Below are 14,296 nucleotides of genomic sequence, written 5' to 3' on the forward strand. Positions count from 1 at the left end.
TGCCAAATATTTGATCTCGTTGGTGGGCCCGGCAGGACTCGAACCTGCAACCAGACCGTTATGAGCGGCCGGCTCTAACCATTGAGCTACAGGCCCCGCCGCCTTGCGGGCCGCGTGGGCGGCCGGCAACGGTGCCGGCTCCGTTTACAGGCTGCCCCGCGTTCCGGCAATGGCGTCGCTCAGTCCACCGAGACGCCGGCGAACTCCACCACCTTGCGCCATTTGTCGGTTTCGTCGGCCACCAGCTTGCCGAACTCGGCGGGGGTCATCGGCTTCGGGATGCCGCCGACCTCGGCCAGCCGGGCCACCAGCTTCGGGTCCTTCAGCGCTTCGCCGACCGCCTTGTTGAGAACGGCGACGACCTCCGGCGGGGTGCCCTTCGGCGCCGAGATGCCGTAAAAGCCGACCGATTCGAAGCCGGGCACGGTCTCGGCGATCGCGGGCACGTCGGGCACGGTCGGCCAGCGCTGCGGCGAGGTGACGCCGAGCGCGCGGACATTGCCGCCGCGCGCCTGCTCCAGCGCCGACGGCAGGTTGTCGAAGATCAGCTGCACCTTGTCGGAGATGATGTCGGGGAAGGCGATCGCAGAGCCGCGATACGGCACGTGCTGCATCTCGCACTTGGTCATCGCCTTGAACAACTCGGCCGACATGTGCACCGAGGTGCCGTTGCCGGACGAGGCATAGGAGATCTTGCCGGGGTTGGCCTTGCAGTAGTCGATGAACTCCTTGACGGTCTTCACCGGCATCGCGTTCGAGACCACCAGCATGTTGGTGAGCTGCATGATGCTGGCGACCGGGACGGTATCGCGCAGGAAGTCGAACGGCAGCTTCTTGTAGAGCGAGGTCGAGATCGCGTTGTTCGGCGCGACGAACAGCAGCGTGTAGCCGTCGCCCGCCGAGTTGACCGCGGCGGCCGCCGCGATGTTGCCGCCCGATCCGGTGCGGTTCTCCACCACGAATTGCTGGCCGAGATGATCCGACAGCCATTGCGCCATGATGCGGGCCACGATGTCGACCGGCCCGCCGGCGGCGAAGCCGATCAGCCAGCGGACCGGGCGGTTGGGATAGTCGGAGGCGGCGGAGGGACCGAGGGAGGCAAGGCAGCAAACCAAAGCGAGCAAGGCAGTACGCATCAAACGAATCATCATCACTCCCGTCATTTTCTTGTGACTGTTGCCCGCAATGGTTTCATAAAACGCCGGCTTTGCCTACGACCTGCCGCGTGCGACGATAGTCTGCCCTGCCGGGATGCTGCTTGAGGCTTGAGAATGAAATTCGCTGTTATGATCTGCGCCGGTGCGCTGTTGCTCGCCGGCGGCGCGGTGGCGCAAGAGGGGAGCAAGACCATTTCCAAAACCACGATCAGTTTCGCCACGGCGACCCCGGGTGGCGGCTTTCCGCTCTATGGCAATGCCCTCGCCGAGGTGATGAATGCCGCCGATCCGACGCTGTCGATCGAGCCGCGCAACACCAAGGGCTCCAACGAGAACATCCCGCTGCTCGAGGCAGGCAGCGTCGACATCGCAACGGTGGCGGGCGAGCCGTCCTACGAGGCCTTCATGGGCATCGGCCGGCCGAAGGCGACGAAGTTGAGGATCCTCACCGCGATGTATTCGAGCCCGGGCATGTTCGTGGTCCGCGCCGACAGTCCGTACCGGACCATCACGGATCTGGTCGGCCAGCCGGTCGCGTTCGGCGCCAAGGGCTCGGGCCTGCCGATCCTGTCGCGCTATATCCTCGATGGCATCGGACTGAAGCAGGACGAGGACTTCAAGTCGATCTATCTCGATCGCGCCGGCGACGGGCCGGCGATGGTCGAGGACGGCCGCGCGGCGGCGCTGTGGGGCGCGGGCATCGGCTGGCCCGGCTTCACCAAGCTGGCCGAGAGCGCGGGCGGCGCACGCTTCATCGCGCCTGATGCCGACCAGATTGCGAAGATCCGCGCCAAGCACACTTTCCTGAAGGCGCTGACGGTGCCGGCGGGCAGCTATCCGAAGCAGATGGAGGCGATCGCCTCCGTCGGCTCCTGGAGCTACATCCTGGTGCGCGAGAGCCTGCCCGACGATGTCGCCTACCGGCTGGCCAGGACGCTGCATGGCGCCGAGGCCGACTTCTGCAAGAAGCTCACGCAAGGCTGCGAGACCACGGCGGCGAACACCGTCGCCGCCGCGCCTGACATCAATCTGATCCACCCCGGCGTGCTGAAGTATTTTCGCGAGATCGGGGTGGTGAAATAAGGGAGCGAATGGTGAGTGGCGAATAGCGTCATCTACTCGCTATTCGCCATTCGCTTATTTTATTTCTGCACCAGCTTGCACGCCGGGTCCGGCGGGCCGAACGCTTCCTCGCCGGAAATCTTCGCCAGGATCTTGTAGTAGTCCCACGGATATTTCGATTCCGCCGGGGTCTTGACCTGCACCAGCCAGAGATCGTGGACCATCAGATTGTCTTCGCGCAGCTTGCCGTTACGGGCGAAGAAATCCTCGACCGGCTTCTCGCGCATCTTGGCCGCGACCTTCAGCGGTTCGTCGGTGCCGGCTTCCTTGATCGCGTTGAGATACGCCGTCACCGAGGAATAGACGCCGGCCTGCCACATCGTCGGCATCCGGTTCATCTTGGCGAAATAGCGCTTCGACCATTCGCGGGTCTTGTCGTCCATGTCCCAGTAGAACGACGTCGTCAGCAGCAGCCCCTGCGCCGCCGACAGGCCGATGCCGTGGACGTCGGTGATCAGCGCCAGCAGCGCCGCCATCTGCTGCCCGCCGGCGAAGATGCCGAACTCGGCCGCGGTCTTGATCTCGTTGGTGTTGTTCGGCGGCCCGCCGGCGATGCCGATGATCTTCGCCTTCGAGGCCTGCGCCTGCAGGATGAAGGACGACAGGTCCGGCGTCGCGAATGGCGGCCGCACCGCGCCCAGCACCTTGCCGCCGTTCTTGGTCACCACGGCCGAGGCGTCCTTCTCCAGCGAATGGCCGAAGGCGTAGTCGTCGGTGATGAAGAACCAACTGTCGCCGCCGCGCTTCACCACCTCCTGCGCGGTGCCGACCGCGAGCGCGCGGGTGTCGAACACCCACTGCATGGTGTAGGGCGAGCAGAATTTTCCATGGAAATCGGTCGCACCGGTCGAGTGCGTGATGAACATCTTCTTCTTTTCGTTGGCGATGTTCTGCACCGCGAGCCCGACCGCGGAGACCGGCACGTCGACGATCAGATCGACCTGATCGACGTCATACCAGCGCCGCGCAAGGCTGGCGCCGATGTCCGGCTTGAGCTGGTGGTCGCCGACGATCACGGTGATCGGCTTGCCCAGCACCTTGCCGCCGAAATCGTCGACCGCCATCTGCGCCGCCGTGACCGAGCCCTGACCGGTTGGGGTCGAGGCCGGGCCGTTCATGTCGGTGAGCACGCCGATCTTGACCAGATCGTCGGACACCTGCGCCAACGCGGCCGAGGAGGCCAGCAGCGCCGCCGCGAGCGTCCCGAACATGGCTAGTTTCCTGGTGATCATTCCGTCTCCCTCCGTGAATTGGCGCATTGGCCATTATTGCTTGTGCCGTGGTCCCCAGACCCGGCCATATTGGTTTCTTTTGCAACCATTTTGGGGTCGGCGTCAACGCGCCTTCGGTCTAATTGCAACCGTCCGGAAAGCTGCAAGGCGGTTTTCTTCCTCGCCGATTCAGTCCATAGCGGGCCATGACCACCGCCCAGCGCCTGCCGGCCTCGCTGACCCCGCTCGATACGGCCCTGGCCGCCGTGCTGCGCGATGTCGCAGCAGTGACGCCGGTCGAACTGGCGCTGACCGAGGCCTTGCACTGCATCGCCGCCGAGATGGCGCCCTTGCGCGCGCATCCGCCGCAGGACCTGGCCGTCACCGATGGCTGGGCGATGCGCGCCAATGATCTGGTCGGGGCATCGTCCTATGCGCCGCTGCCGCTGACGGCGCCACCGCTTTGGGTCGAGGCAGGCAGCACGATGCCCACTGGTGCCGACTGCGTGGTCGATGCCGGCGCTGTCGATGCCGCCGGTCCGATTGCGCAGGTGCTGGCCGAGGCAATCCCGGGGCAGGGCGTGCGGCGTGCCGGCAGCGACATCGCCGAAGGGCGCACGGTGATGGAAGCAGGGCGGCCCGTCCTGCCGCGCGATTTGCTGCTCGCGCGCGCCGCCGGACTTGCGACATTGCGCGTGCGCCGGCCGCGGCTTCGCCTCATCAATATTCCCGGCGGTGAGGCGACGGCAGCGTTCATCGCAGACGCCGCACGTCTGGCCGGTGCCGATGTCATCCGCAGCGATGCGCCGGGCCGCGATGCGGCGGCGATCGCTGCGGCGCTCGATGCGAGCGCCGACCTCATCGTCACGATCGGCGGCAGCGGCGTCGGCCGCATTGACGCGGCGGTGGCGGCGCTGTCCGCGCGCGGCGAGGTGATTGCGCACGGCATTGCGCTTCAGCCCGGACGCACCGCGGCGCTCGGCCGGATCGGCACGACACCGGTCGTCGCCTTGCCGGGCGCGCCGGATCACGCCTTCGCGGTGTGGTGGGCGCTCGTGCTTCCGGTACTCGATCGCCTGTTGGGCAGGGGCCGGCGCCGGACGCAAGCGCTGCCGCTGGCGCGCAAGATCGCGTCCACCGTCGGCATTGCCGAGGTCACGCTGCTGGCACGTCTCCAGGGTTCCTGGAGGACGCTAGCGATCGGAGACCTGTCGCTCGATGCGATCACGCGAGCCGACGCGGTGCTGATCGTGCCAGGGACCTCCGAAGGCTTTGCTGCGGGCACGGACGTCGATGCCTATATATTGCGGGAGTGAGTTCCCGAGATGAACAGCGCCTCTATGCAAAAACCCGACTCATCTCTCGATCAGGACCAGTTCCTGACCATCCTGTCGCGCGAGGACGCGCTTGCGCGCTTCGAGGCCGCGCTGTTCCCGCGCGCGCTGCCGTCGGAGACGCGGCCGCTCGCCGCCGCGCTCGGCTCTGCGCTGGCGGCGGATGTGGTGGCGCCGATCGACGTGCCGCCGTTCGACCGCTCCAATGTCGACGGCTTCGCCGTGCGCTCGGCCGATCTCACGAGCGCCGGCGAAGGCGCGCCGGTGCAGCTTCTGCTCAATGACGAGACCATCGCCTGCGGCACCGCGCCGACCCGGCCGGTGCTGTCCGGCACCGCGACCTCGATCGCGACCGGCGGTCCGGTGCCGCGCGGCGCCGACGCCATCGTGATGGTCGAGCACACCCAGCCGGCGGGCCAGCGCGCGATCGAGGTCCGCCGCGCGGCTTCGCCGGGACAGTTCGTGTCCTATGCCGGCTCCGACATCGCGCGCGGCGAAGCGCTGCTGCGCGCCGGCACCGTGATCGGCTCGCGCGAGATCGGCATGCTCGCCGCCTGCGGCATCGCCGAGGTTTCGGTGGCGCGCCGGCCGCGCGTCGCGATCCTCTCGACCGGCGACGAACTGGTGCAGCCGGGCGAGCCGCTGCGCCCTGCCGCGATCTACGACACCAACGGCGCGATCGTCACCGCGGCGATCGCCGAGAACGGCGGTGATGCGGGTTTCCTCGGCGCGATCGCCGACGACGAGGCAGAGCTCGAAGCCGCGATGCGCAAGGCGCTGGCCGACAGCGACATGCTGGTGCTGTCGGGCGGCACCTCCAAGGGCGCCGGCGACGTCTCGCACCGGATCATTGCGCGGCTCGGCAAGCCGGGCATCATCGCGCACGGTGTCGCGCTGAAGCCGGGCAAGCCGCTGTGCCTTGCGGTCTGCGACGGCAAGCCGGTGGTCATCCTGCCGGGCTTTCCGACCTCGGCGATGTTCACCTTCCACGACATGATCGTGCCGGTGCTGCGCAAGATGGCCGGGTTGCCGCCGCGCGCGGATGCCAGGGTGACGGCGAAGGTGCCGGTGCGCATCGTATCCGAGCTCGGCCGCACCGAATTCGTGATGGTGTCGCTGGTCGAAGGCAGCGACGGGCTGATCGCCTATCCCAGCGGCAAGGGCTCGGGCGCGATCACGTCGTTCGCGCAGGCCGACGGTTTCCTGAAGATCGATGCGCTCGCCGACCAGATGCCGGCGGGCAGCGCGACCGACGTGACGCTGTTCACGCCGCACGTGCGGGTGCCTGATCTCGTCATCGTCGGCAGCCATTGCACCGGGCTCGATCTGGTCACCGCGCCGCTGGCGCGCGCCGGCCTGATCGTGCGTTCGATCGCGGTCGGCAGTCTCGGTGGGCTCGCGGCGGCCAAGCGCGGTGAATGCGATCTCGCCCCGATCCATCTGTTCGATGACAAGACCGGCACCTACAACGAGCCTTATCTTGCCGAAGGCCTCGAACTGGTGCCGGGCTGGCGGCGCATGCAGGGCATCGTGTTCCGCAAGGACGATGCGCGCTTCGCCGGTTTGAGCGTGGAGGAGGCGGTGCGTGCCGCGCTGGCCGATCCCGCCTGCATCATGGTCAACCGCAACCAGGGCGCCGGCACCCGCATCCTGATCGACCGCTTGCTCGCGGGCGCGCGGCCCGACGGCTACTGGAATCAGCCGCGCTCGCACAACGCGGTCGCAGCCGCGGTGGCGCAGCATCGCGCCGATTGGGGCATGACCATCGCGCCGGTCGCCGCAGCGTCCGGGCTCGGCTTCATTCCGCTCGCCGAAGAGCATTACGATTTCGCGCTGGTGACGGCGCGCAAGCAGCGCGCGGCGGTGCAGGCCTTCCTCGACGCGCTGGCGTCGGAGGAAGGACGGGCGGCGTTGACACAGGCGGGGTTCAGGCCGGCGTAGCTGCGAACGGCGGCGTAGGCGCGGCGCGGCCGCAGCCGCACTCACCGCCGTCGTCCTGGCTTTCGCCAGGACGACAGAGAGGTTGTTGCGCGAGCGCCCGCCACACAACGCGGTGTCATCACCCGGCTTGACCGGGTGATCCAGTATTCCAGAGGCTGCGGTGATTGAGCCGAGAGGCCGCGGCGTACTGGATCGCCCGGTCGAACCGGGCGATGACAGCGTGGTTGGGACGCAGTCTTGCGTAGGATGGGTGGAGCGGAGCGATACCCATCAAGCTGCGTCCGCGCCGTGAGATGATGGGTATCGCTTCGCTCCACCCATCCTACGTGGCTGCGGAAGGGTTCCGCCGGGTGGCATGACAAGGCCTGCCGGCCGATATAAGGATGATGGAACCGAGGTTGAATCCAGCCGGAATCGTCAGTGCGAGCGAGGCGGAGCAATCCATCCTTCGGCCCGCGGAGAGTTGGATTGCTCCGCAACGACGGATGGCCAAGTGGTGCGTATGAAAGTGGATCGAATGAAAGTGATTGGCCTCGCCGGCTGGAGCGGCGCCGGCAAGACCACCTTGCTGTCGCGGGTGATCCCGCATCTGCTCGATAGCGGGCTGCGCGTGTCGGTGATCAAGCATGCGCATCACGAATTCGATGTCGATCGGCCCGGCAAGGATTCCTGGGTGCACCGGCAGTCCGGCGCGACCGAGGTGCTGGTGTCTTCGGCGCGGCGCTGGGCCCTGATGCACGAGTTGCGCGGCGCCGGCGAGCCGCATCTGCCGGAGCTCCTCGCCAAGATGGCGCGGGTCGACCTGGTCGTGGTCGAGGGCTTCAAGCGCGAGCCGATCAACAAGATCGAGGTGTACCGCGCCGCCAACGGCAAGCCGCTGCTATTCTCCGAGGACACGCGCGTGGTCGGGATCGCGAGCGATGTCGCGGTCGAGACCGCGCTGCCGGTGGTCCATCTCGATGACATCGAAGACGTCGCGGCGTTGATGCTGCAGCATGCTATTGCAGTTGACGATGTGCTTGGGACCGATTTAACTTGAGGTCCTTGAGTGCGGCGGTCGACAACCAGAGGTCGATAATTGCGGGACGTGAAAACTATTGATCCGAAGGCAGAATTCCATCCCTTCCTTCGTTTTCGCTTGAGTGGGACCAGCGACTACTATCTATTTGGGCGTCGGTAGCGATGCCGCACGTTTCTTATGTGCGATTTTGCTACGATACTTCAGTCTGAACAACATCATGCGGTTGACGTTAGCATTCCCCTTTGCCGTGGTCGCTTGGATGATTTCCGTCGACCATTTATGCGCGACAGAATCGACCGTAAAGCGAGAATACCCGATCATCCAATCAGAACCCAAAGGCGCATTCACGGTTCCGGAGCGGTTTCGGGATTTTGTGGTCGTATGTTCGAATACGCCCCCAATTATCGAACTTCTGGAGATGGCGGCGAACAAGTCCTTGCGCTCCGAGGGCTTCTCCTTTTCGGAAGATGCGGTCGATCGGGAAAAGTCGGTCCTGACGCTTCGGTATGCGATGGACCCTCTGACGACGAGCTTCATCGACAATTACAACAAGACCGCAGACAAGAACATGCGAATCGATGACGTGCGGCTTTATTCGGCTAGCCTGACCATGTCGTTCAAGGCGAACGACAAGGTTTTGCAGTCGGACACCGAGATCGACATCTTCTACTACGTGGGCAAGCAACGAAAGCCGTATGACGGTCCTTTCGACAAGCGAGCAGTGTATACGAGCCTTGCGGACAAGATATTCGAGAGTGCGAGAGATATTTCATGTCGGAAGTGAAATCGACCTATGGTCTAAGGAGATCGTTGGTTGTCGCGTGGGGATTTGCCTTTGGGGTCGCGATTCTCACTCTTTTTTATTACCGGAACTTTCCGGTCGGCGGGCTGATACGCCTGCAATCCGAGCAAGTGGCGTCCTATGCGCTTTCCATCCTGAACGTCTTTTCCGGTCCGCTGCTTTCAATCGCCTTTTTCAGTTTCGAGAAGACATCTCAGCTTGATATGTCGTTGAGTCGGGAACATGCGCTCTTGGCGATCTGCGCCACGATCGGTGCTATCGTTCTTTCATTATTTCAATTTTGCGCGCCTATTGCCGTCGGACTTCGGCCCCAGGAGACGATAAGTGAGCGCATCGGAGAAGTGGATGCGTTCTTGTCGATCATCAATACCGCAATAGTGCTGCCGTTGAACGTTATGGTCTTTTCGTCGTCGCGGTACACTTCAAGTGGTCGTGAGGTTTAGCTTCGCCCTCGTTCTTGTTTTGGGATTTCATTCCAGCGCATTCGCCGATTGGATGCTCTGGAATGACGATGTACTTACGACGGCTGGGCTAAATGGCTCCGGGCTGGTGTTGAACTGTCAGGCCCCGGTCAGGGGAAAAGGATCCGGTCTCTACCTGTTTTTTGGCCTGGACCGAGGGGTCGATAAGGAAATCGCGCTCGAAAACGGCACGGTTGTTTCCCTGCAAACGTCAAGCAATTTCTTGATCCCGCCGCAGTTTCGCGTCGCCGGCAAAGATGGCGTATTTTTTGGGCCCCTGTCCGCCAGCGCTCTGGCGACGCTCACGAACGAAGACACCGTCACCGTAGTGGTTCGCGGCAAGGCGATTGAGCGATTTGGGATCAAGGACTCCGGGCTGCTCTCGTGGTTTACGTCGCAGTGTGAACGGCGGCGCAAGTTCGACTCTTCGACATTCCCGTCCGGAACGATCCTCAAAGCGTATCGGGATCGCGAATTCCTGTTTACAAGGACGACGAGATGGAGTGGCGAGCAATTCGCCAGCAACGGGATCGTTCGATTGCTCCTGCTGCTTTCGCGAGGCGATGAGGCGGCGGCAAGAGAAGAGGTCTTGTCGTTCTTTCGCAATTCTGACGATACGTCTATCAAGCTGATCAACACAGAGTCAGAGTACATCTTCGCTGCGGACGGCGCGATATTCCTGAGTCACGGCTTCTTGGACAATTTGATCCGCCGCACCATTGTCTCGGCAGGATTGAACGCACACGACGTGTCGCGATGGGTCGATTACGTCAAGCATGAGCGATATAAGGAGCTCGAGTTTGAGCTCAATGCGGCCGATCTCAATGATGACAATCTGAGTCGACAATACGCGAACACCCTTCATTTTGTGCTGGGCCATAACGATGTCTTCGAATCGGTCACCACTAACGTCGGTTCCAGACTCCAGAGTGCGTACCTCAGGTTCTTTGGTGCGACGCGCTTGATCGGCCTGCATGAGTTGGCGCATCTGAAATTGCGCGTTCCTGCGACCGACTGCGCGAGCTTCAGGCAAGCGGAACTCGATGCCGATGCCTGGGCGATAAGGAGAACCATTTCGTATGCTTCTCAATTCAACGCAATTGGCCGCTTGGCTATCGGTGACGTGCTCTCGTTCAATCTGGGTGCGCAGTACTTCTTCGAGGCGGCCCGCGACCTGGAACGGGCGTCCTCTTCGCAAGATTGCGACCACCCTCATGCCGTCGAGCGCCTTCGCCTCATGCAGGGGATCATCGATGCCTCGCTAAGCCGAACTGAAATCGCCGAAGGCTTTCGTCGAAGATTCTTCGAGCGCCTGAAGGCTGCAGGAATCGAAAGAGACAACGTGGCGGCGGTGCTGAGCGCTATCGAAAGCCGCGAGCGTCCTGAGTTTGTGGGCCTTGAGTTCCTGACCGAAGCTCGCCTGATGCACAGGGCATTCCTGATCTTCGTCCAAGAAGAAATGAAAGAGATGCGATTTATCGGACGGTAGCGCACAGCCAACTTGTCCGCCCATAAAAAAGGAAATTAAGGGTGCATCGGTGTCAGTTCGCGGGGTGGTCGCTCATGGGTCGCAGGTTCGTGCCCCATTTTCTACCGCCTCCAGAAGGGTTGGAACGCAGATCGCGAGCTCCGTTGACGATGTGCGGCGGCTTCGCCATGGTCGCCTCATGACCACCACGAAACTCGATCTCACCGGCCTGAAATGCCCGCTGCCCGCGCTGAAGACGCGCAAGGCGCTCAAGAGCGTGACGGCAGGCGACTTCCTCGAAGTGCACTGCACCGATCCGCTGTCGGTGATCGATATCCCGAATCTCATTCGGGAGACGGGTGACAAGGTCGAGATCACCGAGCGCAGCGACGTTCGCATTGTCTTTTTGATCGAGAAGGCAAATGGAACGATAGACAAAGCAAATGCTGCATCGCCGCGTAGCTCTTCACAACCTTGAATATCGACCTTTTGCCTATCGACACCTATTCCCGGTTCTGCACGAATTGATAATCTCCCCGACGCTGCGGAGGTGGAATCGTGCCTGGGTGGAGGCGCGCCGGCGGCTACGGGAGCCTGCTTCCAGATTAGCGCCGTGTGATCGGCATATTCGGTCGTGTCGGGGGTTAGAATTCCGAACTGCGCGTGGTGGTCCCGGCGCATGCGAGGAATTGTGCGGAGCAGCAGGATGAAGCTGCGCCGCAGAGGGGCTGAAGCGGGATCGAAGACAGCGGTTCGCCTGTCGTAATGGCGGCTGCAGGGGAGGTTTCAATGACGACCATGAGCGCCGGAAGTGTCGCCGGAGCAGGAGCTGGTTTCCTCGACAAGGAACGGACGATCGCGACTGCCGGCTTCAATCGCTGGCTGGTGCCGCCGGCCGCACTGTGCATCCATCTGTGCATCGGCATGGCCTACGGCTTCTCGGTGTTCTGGCTGCCGCTGTCGCGCGCGATCGGCCTGACCGCGCCGAAGGCCTGCCCGGACATCTCGCTGTTCCAGGAATTGTTCACGACCACTTGCGACTGGAAGGTTGCGAGCCTCGGCTGGATGTACACGCTGTTCTTCGTCGTGCTCGGCGTCTCCGCCGCGGTATGGGGCGGCTGGCTCGAGCGGGTCGGCCCGCGCAAGGCCGGCTTCGTCGCCGCGCTGTGCTGGTGCGGCGGCCTCGTGCTCGGTGCGATCGGCATCATGACGCATCAATTGTGGCTGATGTGGCTCGGCTCCGGCGTGATCGGCGGCATCGGCCTCGGCCTCGGCTACATCTCGCCGGTGTCGACGCTGGTGAAATGGTTTCCGGACCGCCGCGGCATGGCGACCGGTATGGCCATCATGGGCTTCGGCGGCGGCGCCATGATCGGCGCGCCGCTGGCCGACAGGCTGATGACCTACTTCAAGACCCCGACCTCGGTCGGCGTCTGGGAGACCTTCCTCACCATGGGCGTGATCTATCTCGTGTTCATGATGATCGGCGCGTTCCGCTATCGCCTGCCGCCGACCGGCTGGAAGCCCGACGGCTGGACGCCGCCGGCCAAGGCCAATGCGATGATCTCGAGCAAGAACGTGCATCTCGACAACGCGCACAAGACGCCGCAGTTCTGGCTGATCTGGTGGGTGCTCTGCTTGAACGTGTCGGCCGGCATCGGCGTGATCGGCATGGCCTCGCCGATGCTGCAGGAGATCTTCGCCGGCAAGCTGATCGGGCTGCCCAATGTCGGCTTCAACGCGCTCGACGTCTCGCAGAAGGCGCAGATCGCGGCGATCGCGGCGGGCTTCGCCGGCCTGCTGTCGCTGTTCAACATCGGCGGCCGCTTCTTCTGGGCCTCGCTGTCGGACAAGATCGGCCGCAAGAACACCTACTACACGTTCTTCGTGCTCGGCATCGTGCTCTACGCGCTGGCGCCGACCTTCGCCGCGATGGGCTCGAAGCTTTTGTTCGTGCTCGGCTTCGGCGTCATCCTGTCGATGTATGGCGGCGGCTTCGCCACCGTGCCGGCCTATCTGGCCGACATGTTCGGCACCCAGTTCGTCGGCGCCATCCACGGCCGGCTGCTGACGGCGTGGTCGACCGCCGGCATCATCGGTCCCGTGGTGGTGAACTACATCCGTGAATTCCAGCTTGCCGCCGGCGTGCCGCGCGACCAGCTCTACAACACGACGATGTACATCCTGTGCGCCATGCTGATCGCCGGCTTCATCTGCAACTACCTGATCAAGCCGGTCGATCCGAAGTGGCACATGAGCGATGCCGAGGTCGCCAAGCTGCAGGAAGCGACGGCGACCGCGGGCGCCGGGCCGACCGGATCGTTCGGGATCGGCAAGGGCAGCCTGGATGGCAAGGCCGCGCTGTTCTGGCTGTTCGTCGGCATCCCGCTGGCCTGGGGCATCTACATGACGCTGCTCAGCGCGGTCAAGATTCTCTGACCGCAATGCTCGACCGCCGCGGGCTGCCGATTGTTCGGCAACCTGCGGCGTTCGCTTTTCCCTTGAACGAACAAGAATGAATTGGGGGTTTTCAATGTTTGTTACCCGGACCTGCCTCGCCGCCGCGCTGCTCGCCTTCGGTCTTCATGCCGCCTCGGCCCAGACCGCGGCCCCGGCGACGCCGGCGCCTGCCGCCAGCACCGCCAAGCCGTCGAAGATGAAGCTGACGATGGAGAAGCTGAAGGCGATGCGGGCGCAGTGGAAGACCAACAAGCCGAAGCTGAAGGCGTGCCGCAAAGAGGTGAAGCAGAAGGGCCTCACCGGCGACGACCGCTGGTTCTACATCGAGGAATGCATGACCAAGACCTGAGCGCGATGTAAAGGCTGCACCGGGTTCAGCGTCGTCCTGGCGAAAGCCAGGATCCATTACCCCAGTCGCGTGTTGTCGCGCGACGATGGGGCCACTATCCCGCTTCCAACCAGCTTCGGCGGTTATGGGTCCTGGCTTTCGCCAGGACGACGATGTGGGGAGGCCGCTTGCCGCAATTCCATTGCCCTCATCTCGAAGGCGCGTGACGTCAGGTCAAACGCCGCTCTCCATCAGCCGGCGGCCGACCACATGCCGTTTTCGTAGCGCAACGAGGGGGTCTTCGAAGCGGAGAGGTCGACCTCGATCGCATTCGGGCCGTTGGCCAGCGTCTCCCGGTCCAGCATCGTGCCGGTGACCACATTCTCCTGAAACCAGACGCGCAGCCGCTCGCGCGGCGTGTAGCTGAATACATCGCGGCCGTTCAGGGCCGCCTGTGAGACGAACACCGGCGTGGTCTGCGCGACCTTGTCGGGTCCGGTCAGCGCTCGGCTTACGCCGAGGTGGATCGGCCGCGGATACTGGTTGTCGATCGTGATGCTCGCCGTATCGCGGCCCGCGACCGGCGGCAGGAAGGCGTCAGCGGTCAGCGTGGTCTGCTGGCCCGGGGCGATCGCCATGGTGCCGGTGTCGATGCTGACGACGCTGCCGATGGCCAAGGACGAGGTGCCGAACACCTCGAAATGTGAGGCAAGGCTGAACGAATTGTTCGCGAGGTAATGGTCGAAGCTGCGCCAGACCACGACCGCATTGCCGTCAGAGGCGATGGCGGCGATGCAAAGCCGATAATGGTGGATTGTCAGGAATTCGAGGTCGTCCAGGGCAATTTCGATTTCAAGGGATTTTGTCATGGCTGGCAATTTTCCTTGGGCGTTTCTTTGGGCGGTCGCTGCCGCGTTTGCTGATGTCCTTCTGCGCTGGTTGCGCTCATCCTATTTGAAAACAATTTGTCTCGTAAGCCGGGTTGACGCGC

Annotated in this window: 13 protein-coding genes and 1 tRNA gene; 10 read left to right on the forward strand and 4 right to left on the reverse strand. The window is 63.6% G+C overall.

Annotated features, from left to right (window positions below):
- Positions 1–20 precede the first annotated feature (20 nt).
- Positions 21–96 (reverse strand) — tRNA-Ile (locus JQ633_RS01605).
- An 83-nt stretch (positions 97–179) separates the two neighbouring features.
- Positions 180–1,148 carry a tripartite tricarboxylate transporter substrate binding protein gene (locus JQ633_RS01610; RefSeq protein ID WP_211982740.1) on the reverse strand — a complete coding sequence of 323 codons (969 nt, stop codon included), beginning with the start codon at positions 1,146–1,148 and terminating at the stop codon, positions 180–182.
- Between the two features lie 123 nt (positions 1,149–1,271).
- Between JQ633_RS01610 and JQ633_RS01615 the strand changes: the two genes are divergently transcribed.
- Positions 1,272–2,240, forward strand: coding sequence for a TAXI family TRAP transporter solute-binding subunit (locus tag JQ633_RS01615; RefSeq protein WP_211981620.1), 969 nt, complete (start codon positions 1,272–1,274; stop codon positions 2,238–2,240).
- Positions 2,241–2,299: 59 nt separating this feature from the next.
- Here the strand turns inward: JQ633_RS01615 and JQ633_RS01620 are convergent, their stop codons facing one another.
- Positions 2,300–3,490, reverse strand: coding sequence for an ABC transporter substrate-binding protein (locus JQ633_RS01620; RefSeq protein WP_211981622.1), 1,191 nt, complete (start codon positions 3,488–3,490; stop codon positions 2,300–2,302).
- Between the two features lie 206 nt (positions 3,491–3,696).
- Between JQ633_RS01620 and JQ633_RS01625 the strand changes: the two genes are divergently transcribed.
- The 9 genes from JQ633_RS01625 to JQ633_RS01665 all read left to right on the forward strand — a co-directional run bounded on the left by JQ633_RS01625 (position 3,697) and on the right by JQ633_RS01665 (position 13,326).
- Positions 3,697–4,806 carry a molybdopterin-binding protein gene (locus tag JQ633_RS01625; protein WP_211981623.1) on the forward strand — a complete coding sequence of 370 codons (1,110 nt, stop codon included), beginning with the start codon at positions 3,697–3,699 and terminating at the stop codon, positions 4,804–4,806.
- Positions 4,807–4,830: 24 nt separating this feature from the next.
- On the forward strand, positions 4,831–6,765 hold the full coding sequence (locus tag JQ633_RS01630; RefSeq protein ID WP_249158691.1) for a molybdopterin biosynthesis protein: 1,935 nt from the start codon (positions 4,831–4,833) through the stop codon (positions 6,763–6,765).
- Positions 6,766–7,267: 502 nt separating this feature from the next.
- The gene (gene mobB / locus JQ633_RS01635; protein WP_283812731.1) at positions 7,268–7,804 is read left to right on the forward strand and encodes a molybdopterin-guanine dinucleotide biosynthesis protein B; all 537 of its coding nucleotides are present in this window, start codon (positions 7,268–7,270) and stop codon (positions 7,802–7,804) included.
- A 199-nt stretch (positions 7,805–8,003) separates the two neighbouring features.
- On the forward strand, positions 8,004–8,570 hold the full coding sequence (locus JQ633_RS01640) for a hypothetical protein (protein ID WP_211981631.1): 567 nt from the start codon (positions 8,004–8,006) through the stop codon (positions 8,568–8,570).
- Complete coding sequence (locus tag JQ633_RS01645; RefSeq protein WP_211981637.1) at positions 8,558–9,031, forward strand: hypothetical protein; 474 nt, start codon at positions 8,558–8,560, stop codon at positions 9,029–9,031. The genes JQ633_RS01640 and JQ633_RS01645 overlap by 13 nt, the downstream gene beginning before the upstream one ends.
- Positions 9,021–10,538, forward strand: coding sequence for a hypothetical protein (locus tag JQ633_RS01650; protein ID WP_211981639.1), 1,518 nt, complete (start codon positions 9,021–9,023; stop codon positions 10,536–10,538). Before JQ633_RS01645 ends, JQ633_RS01650 begins: the two co-directional genes overlap by 11 nt.
- A 178-nt stretch (positions 10,539–10,716) precedes the next feature.
- Positions 10,717–10,995, forward strand: coding sequence for a sulfurtransferase TusA family protein (locus tag JQ633_RS01655; RefSeq protein ID WP_211981641.1), 279 nt, complete (start codon positions 10,717–10,719; stop codon positions 10,993–10,995).
- 311 nt (positions 10,996–11,306) lie between these two features.
- Complete coding sequence (locus tag JQ633_RS01660; RefSeq protein WP_211981644.1) at positions 11,307–12,956, forward strand: OFA family MFS transporter; 1,650 nt, start codon at positions 11,307–11,309, stop codon at positions 12,954–12,956.
- Positions 12,957–13,050: 94 nt separating this feature from the next.
- On the forward strand, positions 13,051–13,326 hold the full coding sequence (locus JQ633_RS01665) for a hypothetical protein (protein ID WP_211981645.1): 276 nt from the start codon (positions 13,051–13,053) through the stop codon (positions 13,324–13,326).
- 230 nt (positions 13,327–13,556) lie between these two features.
- Here JQ633_RS01665 and JQ633_RS01670 read toward each other — a convergent pair whose 3' ends face one another.
- Positions 13,557–14,174 (reverse strand): hypothetical protein, encoded by a 618-nt coding sequence (locus JQ633_RS01670; protein ID WP_211981647.1) that lies wholly within the window; start codon positions 14,172–14,174, stop codon positions 13,557–13,559.
- Between the last annotated feature and the right edge of the window lie 122 nt (positions 14,175–14,296).

The sequence above is a fragment of the Bradyrhizobium tropiciagri genome (assembly GCF_018130505.1).
GTDB lineage: Bacteria > Pseudomonadota > Alphaproteobacteria > Rhizobiales > Xanthobacteraceae > Bradyrhizobium > Bradyrhizobium tropiciagri_B.